This is a genomic window from Gracilibacillus sp. JCM 18966 (genome assembly GCF_055392695.1).
Genome location: NZ_AP043883.1, coordinates 2,809,326 through 2,825,163, shown reverse-complemented (window position 1 = coordinate 2,825,163; position 15,838 = coordinate 2,809,326). Strand labels below are relative to the sequence as shown.

Sequence of the window (15,838 nt, the reverse complement as noted above, 5' to 3'; positions counted from 1 at the left end):
CGATTGCTCATTATCCAGATTTGTTAAGGAACATTCTTTTCTTTGTGCAACCACTTTAACTAATCTCATTACTACAAAAACTAGCACATTTGTCACGATTTGATGTTTCATCAATATTATATTAATGTGCTATAAAAAGGGTGAATCGTCATGTATCGATATAGGCTGTACAAAACGGAAGATATTGATAAAATAAAGCGTGATTTAGAGGTTTATAAGCACACATTTGATGTTATAAATTCGGAAGACAGTAAAACGTTTCTAAAGTCACAAAGAGAGTTAATCTTATTAAAAAGGAAATTTTCTAAGCTAAAAGGAGAAATGATAGCAATGGAAAATTCATATCAGCGGCAAATCGATAACTATGAAAAGCAAGAACAGAAAATATCAGGAGAAATTCGTACAATCAATCATTCTATCAATCAATTAAAGAAAGACATCTCATTAATCAAAGGTCGTGTAAATGAATTACGTACATCTGATCTTGTACAAAAAATGGATCTTGTCCTTCACAAAACAGATGAGGAATTAGCTAAAGTCAAAAAACAACTAGCAGAGCAAAGAGAAGCTTACCAAAAGGCAATCGAACAGCGACAAAAAAACAGCGGAATCCAGTCAAAAGCGACAAATCAAAAATCAGAATATCGTAGGTTACAACAAATGCTGAAGACGATCCATCAACCAACTCCCTCTTCCACTCAACTACCGAAAAACCACCATACAACCACAAATTCAGCAAGTCAATCTAACTCCTCCTCTGTAGAGAACAACAATAAACGAGGAACAATTACTATTAGTAAAGGAAAAAAGACATTCCGAACAAGAGAATTTGAATTAAACAAAGTTATTATAACAAATACAAAGACTGCCAAATCAAAAGAAAAAGAAGAGATGCAAAAGGCGGAAAATACTCCAGTTAACGAGGAATTAATGGAGGAGCAAATAAAGAAAGCTCAACAACCAAACGTTGATGTAAAAGGAGAAAACGAACCAATTTTAAAACAAGAGGAGATAGCAGTAGAAGCTTCTAATCAAGAGAGTACATTCTCGGATCAAGAAGCTACTAACTCGCCCACAATAATAGACCATAAAAGCGAAGATCCTAAAAATGACAGCACAATAGCGTCAAATGAATTAGAGCCAAACCATGAGGTGCTAGAAAAAGCCGTAGAAGAACCAACCGGTCTTAAAAAGACATGGCTTCTCGCTAAATCCTTGTGGAAAAAAACATAAGCTCCTTAGTACAGGTAATTGCTAAGCCATATATATAGATTAAAGCTGATTGATGATAAAAAAATAGTTACTGGCTTGTGTGATTACCTCCATGCTTTATTTTATCTTGATATCACCTTGGGCTTTTACCTAGATATATCCTTTTATCTTGGCAATAATGCTTTTACATTGGACTTTTACCAAGAGCTTTTACCAAGATATATGGTCTTGACGGACATTATTTTCTAGCCACTATTAGGAATTTTTTTGTATTCGTCTTAATTCCTTGTTCTGTTTGGTGTTCAGTTATAAATTTTTCTAATATTATCCAGTCATCCTCTTGTTCACCGAAATTCGGGATGATAGGGGTATGCTTTAATAAAAAAATTAAATCCTCTGGACGTTGATAATATTCTACTTCTTCTATATCATGGACTTGAATTTGATCAAAACCGGCATCCTCTACTGCGGACCTATACCTCTCTTTTAACGTACCATCGGCAATTTCGAAGGCTTGACCACGTCCGAATGCTTGTTTTAAATTTATTTTATCTCCTTCACTAACTTGTTGCGTTAAAAATGTCCCACCTTGCTTTAATACTCTCTCTACCTCTTTCGCAAAAAATGGTGCATGGCGACAAGTGATGACATCAAAAAACTGATCTGGAAATAATAAATTGTCTGCCGGCATTTCAGCAAAACGTACATTTTGAATAGTACAATTATTTTGGGCTTTTTTGATCATTTCTTGTGATAGATCTATCCCTACTGCTAATAGAACAGAATCAGCTAGGTTTAGCAGCCTCTCCCCACCCCCTGTTCCGATATCCAGCACAATATCTGTTGGGGAACATAACTGATAAACCTCTTGACTAATCTCCTTAGCTATCCCTTCAGTTGTTACTTGAAGATGATCAAAATTCCAGCCGTTTATCTTACCAACTTTATTATAAAAAGAATTTTCCTCCATCAAATCACTCCATACCGCTATACTTTTAGTAACTTGTTCAGTGCTTTTTTACTTCTTTTGGAAGTTAAAATATATAATATATCGCCGACCTCGATTTGTGAATCTCCTGAAGGTGTTATCAAATCTTCCTCTCGGATAATTGCATTAATTAATACATCATCTGGAAAATCTATTTCTTTTATTCTACTTCCCTTTACAAAAGATTCTTCATTTACTACATATTCAATTATTTCGGCATTTGCTTTTCCTATAGAGACAAGCTCTAAGGTGTGACTTGGTTCTACTTTAGTTGGACCAGTTAGCTTTAATTTCTCAGCAAAGGTAGAAATCGTAGAACCTTGCAATAAAGTCGAAGTCATCACAACGAAGAATACGACATTGAAGATCATTTGACTATTTTCAACTTCTGCAATCATCGGGAAGGTGGCCAGTACGATTGGAACAGCACCTCGTAGTCCTGCCCAAGACAGGAATAGCTTTTCTCGCCATTTAAAACCCATTTTAGTAATGGATAATAGCACTGCAATAGGTCGTGCAACCAAAATCAAAGTTCCCGCAAGAATAAGACCTTTCCAGATCACATCTAAGGTAAATAACTGAGAAGGAAATACTAAAAGACCTAAAATGACAAACATTAGGATTTGCATTATCCAAGCAAAACCTTCATTGAACTTTAAAATAGAATAGCGATAAGTTAAATCTGTATTTCCGATAATCATTGCAGATAGGTAGACAGCCAATAAGCCACTTGCTCCGATAAAGTCGGTAATACTATAAGCCAATAAGGCAAATGAAACAGCAAAAACAGGATATAACCCACTAGAGTCCAGATTTACGCGATTAATAGCATTTACTGCAAGTTTCCCTAAGATCCAACCAATTAATAAACCCATTCCCATCTGCCAAAAGAATGATCCGATCATCATAATATAGGATGGATCATCGATAGTTAAGATTTCAATGAACGATACCGTCAAAAACACGGCCATTGGATCATTTGAACCAGACTCCACTTCGAGAGTGGCCCCTAATCTTTCCTTAATATTTTGACCTTTTAATACAGAAAATACCGCTGCTGCATCTGTAGATCCGACAATGGAACCAAATAGAAATGCTTCAAACCAGCTAATATCCATGATTAGTTTTGCTGCAACGGCAACGATGGAGGTAGTGAGTAGTACTCCTATTGTTGCAAGAGATAGTGCGGGCTTTGCGACAGATTTAACAGTGGAGAATTTGGTCTGAAGTCCTCCTTCGAATAGAATAATAACAAGGGCAATAACACCGATTAATTGAGCTACTTTGGCGTTGTCAAAATAAATAAACCCTAAGCCTTCACTTCCGCTTAACATACCAACAATGATAAACAATATGAGAGCTGGAACGCCTAATTTTGTTGAAATTTTTGTGGCCAACACACCAATGATTAATAATAATGCTACAACAAAAATAAAGTGTTCAGATGATAGTATCAAATGATCCATAGATTCACTTTCCTTTCCTACAAGTTTACATCAATCATGATAACTGTATCGTTATCGTTTTGAATATCTAAATAGTGCAACGTTTCACTTGCTGTAGAATGATGAAATATTTTTTGCAATAAAGATATGGCAACACCTTTTTTATAAGCATGATAGCCGAAGGTTTTTCTTAGAGTATGTGTGCCAACCTTACCAGTTAAACCAATTTCTTGTGCCTTTTTGTTTATAATTCGATAGGCTTGTTGACGGGTAATGGGGAGATTGCCTTTTTGTGATTTGAACAGGTAGTGATCTGGTTCCATATCATGATTGCTAAAAATATAGTCCTTGAGTGCCTTTTTAGCATTATCGTTTAAAAAATATGGTGGATCACTATTATCAACATGGAGAAAATCATAAAACGTTTGTCCATTCCAAACATGTTTTACTTTGAGATGTAGAAGGTCATTCAATCTAAGCCCAGTGTTAATTCCAACAACAAAAAAAGCATAATCCCTTTTCGATTGCTGAATTAAGAGCTTCTTCATTCTGTTAATTTGATGGATGTCCTTGATCGGATGAACAAATTCCATTTAATCGCCTCTTTAATTGTTACTTAATATTAATTTTAACAAGGTTATGTAACATTATCAAATGATAGTAATGGATAACCTTCATAAAATTTCTGATAACAATTGTTCTATTTGGTATAATTAGGTGTAATATCTATAATATTCAAATTGTAGAATGAGGGATTTCTGTATGAAACGAAAACGCATGCTCTTTGTAACAATTGGTGTGACCATCTTATTATTATCTGGAATGATCCTCTATTCTTTCTTGTTAGGCGATGACCCTCATCGTTATTATACTGGACTGGGAGAAAGTATTAGTCTTTCTTTTGACGATTCAAAACTAACATTTTCCTACTATGAAAACGGCAAAGAATCGATTTATATGGCGAATCCTGATGGTACCAATGTTCAAAAAATAACTAACCCCACTAATCTACAGCATCGTTCGCCTAAGTTCTCACCCAGTGGTGACAAAATTGTCTATTTAAGTGAGGATCAAGAAGGCATTCAATCACTTCGAACGATTACACTAAATAAAAGCAAAGATAGGGAATTAACAGATGAAGAGCTACACGTCAAAGATGCGATTTTTTCACGTGATGGGGATAATATCTATTTTGTTGCCGTCGAGGCGGAAGAGTTTAAAAAAGGTGAGAACTCTAAAGAGGGATTTGATCTTTTCTCTATTGAAACAGCTGGAGGACAAATAACAAAATTGACGGATGCTGATCACTTTTCGATGAATCACCTTTTCCTATCTCCAGATGGAAAGACAATTTATTATAACGAAGTTGATGGGGAGAAGGAACGAATTTATGCCTATTCCATTGAAGACAAAACACGAACTACGGAACCATCTTTTCTTCCTAAGGAATTCGCTAATACCTACTCTTTTTATGAAGCGGAATTGTCCTTAGAAGAAAAACATTTGGCGTTTACAGACGTCTCACAAGAATCTCAATCATTTTTTGAATATGAATTATATATTCTAGATTTGGCTTCAAACAAAATAGAAAAATTGACTAATTTCAGAAAAGCAGTTACTTCTATCGAATTTTTTCATAAAGGTAAAAAAGTTGCTTTTCTAGAAAGTACGAACTGGCCAAAAGAACCGGATAAGTTTACGTTAAAGACAATCGATTTAGTGACACAGAAGTTGGAAACGATTCAGCTCGATGCTCCTAAGACAGCACATAGCATTCGTTTGATCCATTTAATTGATCAAACAATAAACGGCTTTACGATTGCATGTCTCTATATTTTATTGGTGATTTTACTAAGTATATTCTTTCAACATTACCATACGAGCAAAGTTTATCTTCCTTCAATCATTAGCTTTTCTATTGCTGTGATTATCTTTATGTCGAGTATTGCGGTAGCTGTAACGATAAATCCTTGGTACGGTATAGGCATCGGAATGTTAGCTGGAGCGATCTTTGGCTGTTCTATTGTTGCGATCATATTTATATTTATTTATAAGCGAATTGTTAAATGATGATAAAGAGGTGCTATGAATGAATTACACAAGTCCAAATTGGAGCAATGCGATATTAATGACGATTGATACTCAAAATGATTTTGTGTTACCTGATGCCCCAGCCCGAATTGATGGCACATGGGAAGTTACATCTAAAATTAGGGAATTATTACAAGTGTTCAGACAAAACAACTTACCAATTCTTCATATAATTCGCCTTTATAAAGCGGATGGCTCCAATGTTGACATTTGTCGCAGAGAAGCGGTAGAAAAAGGTTTCCGTATAGCGGTTCCTCATACACAGGGGGCAGAATTAGTTGATGAAATTAAACCAAACAATGAAACTAGATTATGCCCTGATCAATTGCTAAGAGGGAATTTTCAAGAGATTGCTAATGTGGAATGGATTATGTATAAATCTCGTTGGGGTGCTTTTTATAGAACGAATCTAGAGAAATTTTTACGCACTCAAAATATTGATACCATTATTATTAGTGGATGTAATTTCCCAAACTGTCCTAGAACTACCATTTACCAAGCAAGCGAAAGGGACTTTCGAATTGTGATGGCAAAGGATGCAATTTCTCAGACATATGAACGAGGTATAGATGAAATGAGAAATATTGGAGTAAATCTTATGGATACGGTTGAGATTGTACAGTTATTGAGAAATCGTTAGACAAACCTGTCATTCTCATGGTTTAGGAATTAACTGATTACGGGTATTCATTACTTAATCCAACCAGTAACAGATGCCTTTTTGATGTTCATAGCAATAAATCACTTTTTATTATTTCCGCTTTTAACCTAACAGAAAAACCAGTTATTCCTTTTTCAAGTGAATAACTGGTTTTCGATCATTCCATTAAAGCTCTAGCTCGCCCATGCGCAACAATTCCACCACAGCTTGTGAGCGCCCCTTTACACCCAGCTTCTGCATTGCGTTTGAGATATGATTCCTAACTGTTTTTTGGGAGATAAACAGTTCTTGGGCGATTTCCTTTGTTGTTTTGTCTTGTACTAGTAATTCGAATACTTCTCTTTCCCTTTTTGTTAGTAATTGCTTCGGCTTGTAGTCATTGTCTTTCAAATGTGAACCCCTCCTTGCTAACTTTAGGGCATTGTAATAAGAGGGTATTACTTAGTCACTGTATCATATGTTCACGAGAGAGAAGGTGTGCTCTACAAACGTCTAAATAGGGCAATATTTCGCGAATGTATTCTTCCATTACTTATCATTGAGATTTTATCAACAAAAATCCTTCGATTAAGCTAGTCCTTTTCGAATAAATGCAATCGTATGCTCGATTTCCTCCTCATCCTTCCAATTAGCATCCGGTAAAACAACAAAACGAGTAAAAAGGAAACCAACAACAGAGGCTATCGTTAGACGTAATACAGTATTAATTGGAAAGTCTGCTGAAATCTCTCCTCTTCTCTGAAATTCCTTAATGAAATTAGAAAACTTTGGATATACCTTTTCTACAAAGGTTTGCTGAAAAAAGTGCTGGATTTCCTCCTGGAATGCCATTTCCTGAATAATTATTTTTACTAAATCAACATTACTTTGTACAAATTTGAAGCGATTTCTGATTAATTGCTTTAACAATTCTTCATAGCTTTGATTGGTTGGTGCTTCGAAAACCTCCTTTACAAATCGATCTGCGAAAAATGGTAGAATAAGCTCTGTTGCAAAGGGAGATATAATGGAATAAAGTAGTTCCTTTTTTGTTTTGTAATGCCGGAAAATGGTTCCCTCTGCAACACCTGCTTTTTTAGCAATTTCACTTGTTGTTGTAGATGCAAAGCCTTTTTTAGCAAAAATTTCGATTGCTGCTTGAAGAATTTTAGCTTGTTTATCAGTAACCCTTTTCTCTTGATCACCCATTTTCAAGATCTGTTCAAATAAATGTTCTTGATTCATATATGCACCCCTATAAAGTTCGATGTTTTTTTAATACAACAATATTGAGTAAAAAGAAGACTAATGCAAATCCACATAATACAACTATGTTAAACCAAACATCCTGTAAATGGTAACCCTTTATCATCATATCACTCAAAGCATCTGCCCCGTAAGTTAATGGCATGAAATTACTTAATATTTGAATCCATTTATCCAATGTGTCCAAATTGAAGATGCCCGAGAAGAATACCTGAGGAATAATTACAATCGGAATAAATTGCATGATTTGAAATTCATTGTTTGCAAAAGTAGAGAGTAATATTGCTAGGGTTAGAGCAGTAATAGCAAGTAAAATGGTAACAATTAAAAGCTCCCATACATATCCCACCATATGCATATCTAATATATATACGGAGAAAAGGACAATCAAGATCGATTGCAGGATGGTGAAAGTACCAAATCCTACAACATAACCTACAACCAGTTGCCATCGCTTAATAGGTGTCGATAACAGCTTCACTAATGTTCCTTGTGTTCGCTCCCTTAAGAACGAAATCCCACCGAGAATAAACACAAAGAAAAAAACAAAGAATCCAATTAACACTGGACCAACTCGGTCAAATAAACCTAAATCACTTGAGCCATATAAGAATTCAACCTTAGGCTCAGTACCTTTCTGGTTATTATCCATTGATTGGAGTGCTTCCTCGACCACTTGCATCACTGTACTATTTTTATTCGAGTCACTGCCTTCTAATAAAATAGCTGGTTGCTCATTTTCCATGCTAATATATGCATCTAGCTCTTCGCTTTTCATTAAGGATATTGCTTCTTCTCGGTCTAATTTTAACAATTCCTCACTATTATCACTAATAGATTCAATGATTGGATTAGGTAAATTATCATACCCTATTAATGGTTTATAGTCTGAACCATTAAAAACTAACCAAACAAGAAAAAGTAACAACATTGGCGCTAATAGCATCAGTGCTAAAGAACGCTTATCTCTTTTAAACTGACTAACAATTCGCTTTACTATCGCTCCTACTGCCATTAGAGTACACCTCCGTCTTTTAGAAAGACATCTTCAATTGTTTCTACTTGATATTGTTTTTTTAATTCAAGAGGAGTGCCACTCGCTACAATCCTGCCATCACGCAATAGCGCAAGCTGATCACATTTATCTGCTTCATCCATCACATGTGTCGTCACAACGATCGTAACACCATTTTGTTGAAGTTTGCGAAATTCATCCCAAATCGATTTACGTAAAAGTGGATCAATTCCAACAGTGGGTTCATCTAATAATAATATTCTTGGCTCATGCAACAGGGATATAGCTAGCGATAAACGTCTTTTCATCCCTCCTGAAAATTGAGAAATGGGCTTTTTAAGGTGATTTTCCAAATTAACAGCTCTAGCAGCTTCTTTCATTTTTTTTTGTAAAATCTTTTTCTTTACCTGATAGATTGAGCCAATAAACTCCATGTTCTCCCATGCAGTTAGTTCTTGGTATAGAGCATCAGATTGTGCCATAAAACCAATTTTGTGAAGAACCTTGAATGATGGAACTTTTGTATTGTCAACAATAATCGTACCTTTCGTTGGCCTGAGCATGCCCACAATCATATTAATAAGAGTCGTTTTACCAGCACCCGAGGGTCCTAATAAACCATAAATTTTCCCTTTCTCTATTTTCAAATCAACATCCTTCAATACTTTTTCCTTACCAAATTGATGGGAGACATTATCAATTTGTATAATACTCATATTTTCACCTTCTTATCATATAATGAGTGATTACTCACTTTAATTGTAATTGAATATTTTGGATTGTCAACATTTAATACAAAAATAATTAATATATTTTCTGAAGATTTTTGGGAGTGCTATTCTTTTTTGCAACTCTCCGCTTATTCTTGCAAGTTGCCTCTCTTTTTTTGCAACTTTCCACTTATTCTTGCAAGTTGCCTCTCTTTTTTTGCAACTTTCCACTTATTTTTGCAAGTTGCTTCTCTTTTTTGCAACTTTCCACTTATTTTTGCAAGTTGCTTCTCTTTTTTGCAACTTTCCACTTATTTTTGCAAGTTGCTTCTCTTTTTTGCAACTTTCCACTTATTTTTGCAAGTTGCCTCTCTTTTTTTGCAACTCTCTAATTCAATAAGAAAAGCCTTCCCCATTAACTGGAGAAGGCTTCTTTAATCTTAATAAGCATGATCGCTTCCGAAAAAGTTTTTAAATGATTGGATATTTGTATCACGATTTAATGCAGCGATTGAAGTAGTTAATGGAATTCCTTTAGGACAAACCTGCACACAGTTTTGTGAATTTCCACAGCCTGAAATGCCTCCGTCTTCCATTAGTGCTTCTAATCGCTCTGATTTATTCATATCGCCTGTTGGGTGTGCATTAAACAGACGTACTTGTGATAAAGGAGCTGGTCCGATAAAGTCTGATTTGCTGTTGACGTTAGGACATGCTTCGAGACAAACACCACAAGTCATACATTTGGATAATTCATACGCCCATTGACGTTTTTTCTCAGGCATTCTTGGGCCTGGCCCTAAATCGTAAGTACCATCGATTGGAATCCATGCTTTTACTTTCTTTAAGGATTCGAACATTCGACTACGGTCTACCACTAAGTCACGTACAACCGGAAAGGTAGTCATAGGTGCAACTCGAATTGGGTGCTCAAGTTTATCTACAAGTGTAGAACATGCTTGTCTAGGTTCCCCATTAATGACCATGGAACATGCGCCACAAACCTCTTCAAGACAGTTGGACTCCCATTGTACTGGGGCAACTGGCTCGCCGGAAGCATTGACTGGATTCTTTTGGGTTTCCATTAATGCTGAGATGATATTCATATTCTTACGATAATTGATCTTAAAGGTCTCCTCATAAGGAGAAGAATCAGGGCTGTCTTGACGTGTTACTTTTAGCGTAATTTTTTCTTCTGCCATCTCTCGCTACCCCCTTTTTATTTCTTCTTCGTGTAGTCACGTTTTCTAGGTGGGATTAATGAAACATCCACATCCTCATACTCAAACTTTGGAGCATTTGTTGTACGATCAAAGGTTGCCTTGGTTGTTTTTAACCATTCTTCATCATTACGATCAGGAAATTCTGGCTTGTAATGTGCCCCTCGACTTTCGTTACGATTATAAGCACCTTGTGTAATCACGCGAGCTAAATGGAGCATATTTTTCAATTGACGAGTAAACATAACACCTTGGTTATTCCATCGTGAGCTATCATTGATGTTAATATTCTCCCAGCGTTCTAATAACTCTTGGATTTTTTCATCCGTTTTTAATAGCTTTGCATTATCGCGTACAACGGTTACGTTATCTGTCATCCATTCTCCAAGCTCTTTGTGGATTTGATAAGCATTTTCTTCCCCTTTCATATTCAACAGTTGATCAAAAGTTGCTTCTTCTTCTTTTAATCTGCTGTCAAATAAGGAGGAAGGGATGTCATCAACGGTTTTTTCGAGTCCGTCAAGATACTTAATGGCATTTGGACCTGCAACCATTCCACCATATATAGAGGACAATAAAGAGTTCGCTCCAAGGCGGTTTGCGCCATGCTGTGTGTAATCACATTCCCCTGCAGCAAAGATTCCTGGTATATTTGTCATTTGATCATAATCTACCCATAGTCCACCCATTGAATAGTGAACGGCTGGGAAGATTTTCATTGGAACCTTGCGCGGGTCTTCCCCTACGAATTTTTCATAGATTTCGATAATACCACCTAGCTTGATATCTAGTTCCTTCGGATCCTTGTGAGAAAGGTCTAAGTACACCATATTCTCCCCGTTAATACCTAACTTCTGATTCACACAAACATCGAATATTTCACGTGTTGCGATATCACGTGGTACAAGGTTTCCATATGCAGGGTATTTCTCTTCAAGGAAATACCATGGTTCTCCGTCCTTGTATGTCCAAAGGCGACCACCTTCACCACGGGCAGATTCACTCATTAGACGCAGTTTATCGTCCCCAGGAATCGCGGTTGGGTGAATTTGAATAAATTCACCATTCGCATATATAGCACCTTGTAAATAAAGTGATGCTGCAGCAGAACCGGTATTAATAACAGAATTCGTAGACTTACCAAAGATGATACCAGGTCCACCACTCGCAAAAATCGTTGCATCTGCTTTAAATACTTTCAATTCGTGTGACTTAATATTCTGGCCGACTATTCCACGACCAATTCCTTCATCATCTATTACTGCTGAAATAAATTCCCAGCCTTCGTATTTTGTAACTAATCCTTGTACCTCATAACGACGTACTTGCTCATCTAATGCATATAATAATTGTTGCCCTGTTGTTGCACCTGCATATGCTGTCCGATGATGTTGGGTTCCACCGAAACGTCGGAAATCTAGTAAACCTTCCGAAGTACGGTTAAACATAACGCCCATACGATCCAGCATATGTATAATTCCAGGAGCAGCTTCACACATTGCTTTTACCGGAGGTTGATTTGCTAAGAAGTCTCCTCCATAAACTGTATCATCAAAGTGTACCCATGGGGAATCTCCTTCCCCTTTTGTATTCACTGCACCATTAATACCACCTTGTGCACAAACAGAGTGAGAGCGTTTTACTGGTACAATGGATAATAGGTCAACATGTACCCCTTCTTCTGCTGCTTTAATAGTGGCCATTAACCCTGCTAGACCACCACCAACAATAACAATATTGCGATCACTCATTCCCATACTCACTCCTTTTTACTTCCATAAATAACAATCTCTTATACAAATGCGAATAATGCTCGAACACCAATATATGTTACTGCTAGGAAAACTAAAATCGTTGCATATGTAGCGATTTTTTGTGAACGAGGTGTTACTGTAATTCCCCAACTTACTAGGAAGCTCCACAATCCATTCGCAAAGTGAAAAGTTGTGGAAACAACACCAAGAATATAAAATCCAAACATAGCAGGATTTGATAAGATATCTTCCATCAAGCTATAGTCAAGTTCTACATTTCCTAGCCCTATCTGAATTCGTGTCTGCCAAACATGCCATACAATAAATATTAGGGTGATAATTCCTGTAATACGTTGTAAAAAGAACATCCAGTTTCGAAAGAATCCGTAGCGACTAACATTGTTTTTAGCAACGAATACGATATACACTCCTAATACTGCATGAAAGAGAATCGGCAAAAAGATGATGAGAAGCTCTAATGCATAACGGAATGGTAATGATTCCATAAAATGTGCTGCCTTATTGAAGCTTTCTGGACCGTAAACGGCAAAATGGTTCACAACTAAATGCTGTATTAAGAAGATCCCTATTGGTATTACCCCTAGTAGTGAATGCAATCTGCGATAAAAGAATTCCCTATTCTCCACTCGTTTGTACCCCCCTCTAATATAGATAATTACTCTCCAACATACGATTTCTAAAACGCTTAAAATGAAGCGCTTTACATCTCGTTAGGAATGGCACAGCCTGTTAATCATTCTGTACAAGCTTTTTTAACCGTTATTCTCTTTCGTTTCTTTTCCTACTTATTACGAGACAAACCCATCCAAAGAAATTCGTATATTGTCACCACAACTATTGTACTTCTATCAGGAAAAAGCGTCAAGAAAACGAGCGGTATTTCGAATGATTAATTGTCGAATTATTAAGGATTTTACTTAGAATGAAAGAAAATTCATCAACTATTATGAAAAGTTTATTGCAGAAAAAAGGGAAAAAGGTGATAATGGAATTATCAGAAATAATGAATATCTTTTCAGCATGTTAGTACCTATTTCACGAGAAGAATATCATTCGAATCTAACGAATAGGAACTTGTCTAACAGAGGCAGTAAAGAGAGGGGAACTATTTTGACAGAAAAAGAAACCAACATCGCAACCATTCTAGCAAACCTTCAAACTACAAGTAGTGGTTATGATTTATTAAGATACATAGGCTTACCTGATATGTTTGGTAAGGAATCAGACTTTATCTTATACATTCTAGGGAAAAATTTAGCAAGAAAAAGTGAATGGGTATCGACCGAAGAGCTTCAAGAATTCTTTCTTCATGTCGGATGGGGAGAGCTTTTCCTCGTAAAAGAAAAGCGAAGAGGCTATATTTTTGAATTAGCTGGTGAAATTGTTCGATCTAGATTAGAAACGATTCAACAAATTGAATTTCAAATAGAAGCTGGCTTTCTAGCTAATGCAATGGAGCAAATTACGAAAAAAGATTGTGAATGCTTACCTGAAATTAAAAAAGGACAAGTATTTCTCCATGTTATGTACATGGAAAAAAAATAAAAAAGTGACCTTTTCGAACAAGAACCTCCGGACCAAATGGTCCGGAGGTTTGGTATGGACTATCGTTTTACTAAGTAATGTGCTAACTTCCTTTTTCTTCATTTAATTTCGTGATAATATTATTGGCGATAGCTTCTGGAATACCTAGCCTTACAATGTCTTCAATTGTTGCCGCTTTTATTTCGTTTAAAGATTTGTAATGAGTTAATAGAAGCTTCTTCCGCTGAGCACCAACGCCTGGTATATCATCTAACTGAGAACGAAATGCACTTTTCCCTCTGAGCTGTCGATGAAAGGTAATCGCGAATCGATGAACCTCGTCTTGAATGCGCTGAATAAGATAAAATTCATGAGAACGTCGATCTAAATCTACTACTTGGACAGGATTCCCATATAATAGCTCACTCGTTCGATGCTTATCATCTTTAGCTAGACCACATAGTGGAATATCCAAGCCTAGTTCATTTTCTAACACATCTAAAGCAGCTGACATTTGTCCTTTCGCCCCATCTACTAAAATTAAATCAGGTAGAGGATTTCCTTCCTTTAATAGTCTAGTATATCTTCTGCGCATCACTTCTCGCATCGTATCATAGTCATCAGGACCCTCTACTGCTTTAATTTTATATTTTCGATACTCTTTTTTTGCGGGCTTTCCATCCATAAATACGACCATAGCAGAAACTGGATCAGTACCTTGTATATTCGAATTATCGAAGGCTTCAATTCGATAAGGTGTCTCAATATTTAAAGCTTCTCCTAACCTCTCTACAGCCTTAATTGTTCTTTCTTCATTTTGCTCTATTATGCTGAATTTCTCTTTTAAAGCTATTTCTGCGTTCTTTGTTGCGAGTTCGACTAATTCCTTCTTTCGACCACGCATAGGTATGTGAACATCTACTTCTAATAATTCCTTCAGCAAATTCGCATCTGTTGGGAGGGGTACGAGCACTTGCTTTGGCTTAGGGTGATGGTGATGTAAATAAAAACTACCAACGAAACTGAGAAATGTCTCCTCGGCATCGTCAAAGAAAGGAAATAAGGAAACATCTCGTTCAATTAGTTTTCCTTGTCTGATAAAAAAGACTTGAACACACATCCAGCCTTTGTCATAACTAAAGCCAAACACATCACGATTTAGCTGATCATTCATGGTCATTTTCTGTTGTTCCATTACTGATTCAATATGTTGAATGAGATCTCGGAGTTCTTTTGCCCTTTCAAAGTTCATATCATCAGAGGCTTGGAGCATTTTCGTTTTTAATTCTTTCTTGATTTCACGATGACCACCATTTAAAAAACTAGCTACTTCTTGAACAATCTTCTGATATTCCTCTTTCGTAGGAGGATTTTCAGAGCATGCTAAGCATTGATTCATATGATAATACAAACAATGTCTTCCTTTTGGATTATTGCATTTTCGTAAAGGATATAAACGATCTAATAATTTCTTCGTTTCTCGAGCCGCTAGGACGTTCGGATATGGACCAAAATATTTACCTTTATCCTTCTTCACCTTGCGGGTTACAATTAATCTAGGATGCCGTTCATTGGTAATTTTAAGAAAAGGATACGATTTATCATCTTTTAATAGAACATTATACTTTGGATCATATTTTTTGATTAAGTTCATCTCTAATATCAATGCTTCGATTTCCGAGCTTGTGACAATATACTCAAAGTCATGAATTTCTCGGACAAGACGTTGTGTTTTTTGATCATTTGCACCAATAAAGTATGATTTTACTCGATTGCGAAGCATTTTTGATTTACCTACATAGATCACCGTTCCATGCTTATCCTTCATAAGGTAACAACCAGGTTGAGCCGGTAATACTGCTAGTTTCTCCTTTATCCATTCATTCATCTATCATCACCTTCTTACGTACAATATAAATACCCCTTATTATAGCATAAAAGCTATCACAAGG

The 15,838-nt window shown here is 36.2% G+C and carries 15 protein-coding genes; 4 read left to right on the top strand and 11 right to left on the bottom strand.

What is annotated here, in order from left to right; translation table 11 throughout:
- Positions 1-150: 150 nt before the first annotated feature.
- Positions 151-1,233, top strand: a complete 1,083-nt coding sequence (locus ACZ5N5_RS13480; RefSeq protein ID WP_464372648.1) for a hypothetical protein — start codon at positions 151-153, stop codon at positions 1,231-1,233.
- 217 nt (positions 1,234-1,450) lie between these two features.
- Here the strand turns inward: ACZ5N5_RS13480 and ACZ5N5_RS13475 are convergent, their stop codons facing one another.
- From ACZ5N5_RS13475 to ACZ5N5_RS13465, 3 genes are read right to left on the bottom strand one after another with little or no spacing between them, the layout of a single operon-like run.
- Positions 1,451-2,182, bottom strand: a complete 732-nt coding sequence (locus ACZ5N5_RS13475; RefSeq protein ID WP_109983953.1) for a class I SAM-dependent methyltransferase — start codon at positions 2,180-2,182, stop codon at positions 1,451-1,453.
- Between the two features lie 17 nt (positions 2,183-2,199).
- Complete coding sequence (locus tag ACZ5N5_RS13470; protein ID WP_109983952.1) at positions 2,200-3,666, bottom strand: potassium/proton antiporter; 1,467 nt, start codon at positions 3,664-3,666, stop codon at positions 2,200-2,202.
- Positions 3,667-3,683: 17 nt separating this feature from the next.
- Positions 3,684-4,238 carry a tyrosine-type recombinase/integrase gene (locus tag ACZ5N5_RS13465; RefSeq protein ID WP_277679822.1) on the bottom strand — a complete coding sequence of 185 codons (555 nt, stop codon included), beginning with the start codon at positions 4,236-4,238 and terminating at the stop codon, positions 3,684-3,686.
- A 169-nt stretch (positions 4,239-4,407) separates the two neighbouring features.
- Between ACZ5N5_RS13465 and ACZ5N5_RS13460 the strand changes: the two genes are divergently transcribed.
- Positions 4,408-5,715 carry a DPP IV N-terminal domain-containing protein gene (locus ACZ5N5_RS13460; protein WP_181397456.1) on the top strand — a complete coding sequence of 436 codons (1,308 nt, stop codon included), beginning with the start codon at positions 4,408-4,410 and terminating at the stop codon, positions 5,713-5,715.
- Positions 5,716-5,734: 19 nt separating this feature from the next.
- The gene (locus tag ACZ5N5_RS13455; RefSeq protein WP_464368152.1) at positions 5,735-6,376 is read left to right on the top strand and encodes a cysteine hydrolase family protein; all 642 of its coding nucleotides are present in this window, start codon (positions 5,735-5,737) and stop codon (positions 6,374-6,376) included.
- A gap of 186 nt (positions 6,377-6,562) precedes the next feature.
- Here the strand turns inward: ACZ5N5_RS13455 and ACZ5N5_RS13450 are convergent, their stop codons facing one another.
- The 7 genes from ACZ5N5_RS13450 to ACZ5N5_RS13420 form a co-directional block, all read right to left on the bottom strand.
- Positions 6,563-6,787, bottom strand: a complete 225-nt coding sequence (locus ACZ5N5_RS13450) for a helix-turn-helix domain-containing protein (protein ID WP_054859055.1) — start codon at positions 6,785-6,787, stop codon at positions 6,563-6,565.
- 177 nt (positions 6,788-6,964) lie between these two features.
- Complete coding sequence (locus tag ACZ5N5_RS13445; protein ID WP_109983948.1) at positions 6,965-7,621, bottom strand: TetR/AcrR family transcriptional regulator; 657 nt, start codon at positions 7,619-7,621, stop codon at positions 6,965-6,967.
- 10 nt (positions 7,622-7,631) lie between these two features.
- Positions 7,632-8,657 carry an ABC transporter permease gene (locus tag ACZ5N5_RS13440; RefSeq protein WP_277679826.1) on the bottom strand — a complete coding sequence of 342 codons (1,026 nt, stop codon included), beginning with the start codon at positions 8,655-8,657 and terminating at the stop codon, positions 7,632-7,634.
- The gene (locus ACZ5N5_RS13435) at positions 8,657-9,373 is read right to left on the bottom strand and encodes an ABC transporter ATP-binding protein (protein WP_109983946.1); all 717 of its coding nucleotides are present in this window, start codon (positions 9,371-9,373) and stop codon (positions 8,657-8,659) included. Before ACZ5N5_RS13435 ends, ACZ5N5_RS13440 begins: the two co-directional genes overlap by 1 nt.
- Before the next feature lie 434 nt (positions 9,374-9,807).
- Positions 9,808-10,569, bottom strand: coding sequence for a succinate dehydrogenase iron-sulfur subunit (sdhB, locus tag ACZ5N5_RS13430; RefSeq protein ID WP_464368155.1), 762 nt, complete (start codon positions 10,567-10,569; stop codon positions 9,808-9,810).
- 17 nt (positions 10,570-10,586) lie between these two features.
- The gene (gene sdhA / locus ACZ5N5_RS13425; protein WP_109984578.1) at positions 10,587-12,338 is read right to left on the bottom strand and encodes a succinate dehydrogenase flavoprotein subunit; all 1,752 of its coding nucleotides are present in this window, start codon (positions 12,336-12,338) and stop codon (positions 10,587-10,589) included.
- A gap of 41 nt (positions 12,339-12,379) precedes the next feature.
- Positions 12,380-12,988: a succinate dehydrogenase cytochrome b558 subunit gene (locus ACZ5N5_RS13420; protein ID WP_109983944.1), complete on the bottom strand. Its 609-nt coding sequence runs from the start codon at positions 12,986-12,988 to the stop codon at positions 12,380-12,382.
- 484 nt (positions 12,989-13,472) lie between these two features.
- On the opposite strand from ACZ5N5_RS13420, the gene ACZ5N5_RS13415 reads away from it, so the two are divergent.
- Entirely contained in the window at positions 13,473-13,907 is a 435-nt protein-coding gene (locus ACZ5N5_RS13415; protein ID WP_464372647.1) for a DUF2507 domain-containing protein, read from the top strand.
- Positions 13,908-13,989: 82 nt separating this feature from the next.
- On the opposite strand, the gene uvrC is transcribed toward ACZ5N5_RS13415, so the two are convergent.
- On the bottom strand, positions 13,990-15,774 hold the full coding sequence (uvrC, locus tag ACZ5N5_RS13410) for an excinuclease ABC subunit UvrC (protein WP_464372646.1): 1,785 nt from the start codon (positions 15,772-15,774) through the stop codon (positions 13,990-13,992).
- Between the last annotated feature and the right edge of the window lie 64 nt (positions 15,775-15,838).

Bases quoted from the DNA above. Each gene is read 5' to 3' on its own strand.
- ACZ5N5_RS13480 (WP_464372648.1), top strand. From the start codon at position 151: ATGTATCGATATAGGCTGTACAAAACGGAAGATATTGATAAAATAAAG.
- ACZ5N5_RS13475 (WP_109983953.1), bottom strand. From the start codon at position 2,182: ATGGAGGAAAATTCTTTTTATAATAAAGTTGGTAAGATAAACGGCTGG.
- ACZ5N5_RS13470 (WP_109983952.1), bottom strand. From the start codon at position 3,666: ATGGATCATTTGATACTATCATCTGAACACTTTATTTTTGTTGTAGCA.
- ACZ5N5_RS13465 (WP_277679822.1), bottom strand. From the start codon at position 4,238: ATGGAATTTGTTCATCCGATCAAGGACATCCATCAAATTAACAGAATG.
- ACZ5N5_RS13460 (WP_181397456.1), top strand. From the start codon at position 4,408: ATGAAACGAAAACGCATGCTCTTTGTAACAATTGGTGTGACCATCTTA.
- ACZ5N5_RS13455 (WP_464368152.1), top strand. From the start codon at position 5,735: ATGAATTACACAAGTCCAAATTGGAGCAATGCGATATTAATGACGATT.
- ACZ5N5_RS13445 (WP_109983948.1), bottom strand. From the start codon at position 7,621: ATGAATCAAGAACATTTATTTGAACAGATCTTGAAAATGGGTGATCAA.
- ACZ5N5_RS13440 (WP_277679826.1), bottom strand. From the start codon at position 8,657: ATGGCAGTAGGAGCGATAGTAAAGCGAATTGTTAGTCAGTTTAAAAGA.
- ACZ5N5_RS13435 (WP_109983946.1), bottom strand. From the start codon at position 9,373: ATGAGTATTATACAAATTGATAATGTCTCCCATCAATTTGGTAAGGAA.
- sdhB (WP_464368155.1), bottom strand. From the start codon at position 10,569: ATGGCAGAAGAAAAAATTACGCTAAAAGTAACACGTCAAGACAGCCCT.
- sdhA (WP_109984578.1), bottom strand. From the start codon at position 12,338: ATGAGTGATCGCAATATTGTTATTGTTGGTGGTGGTCTAGCAGGGTTA.
- uvrC (WP_464372646.1), bottom strand. From the start codon at position 15,774: ATGAATGAATGGATAAAGGAGAAACTAGCAGTATTACCGGCTCAACCT.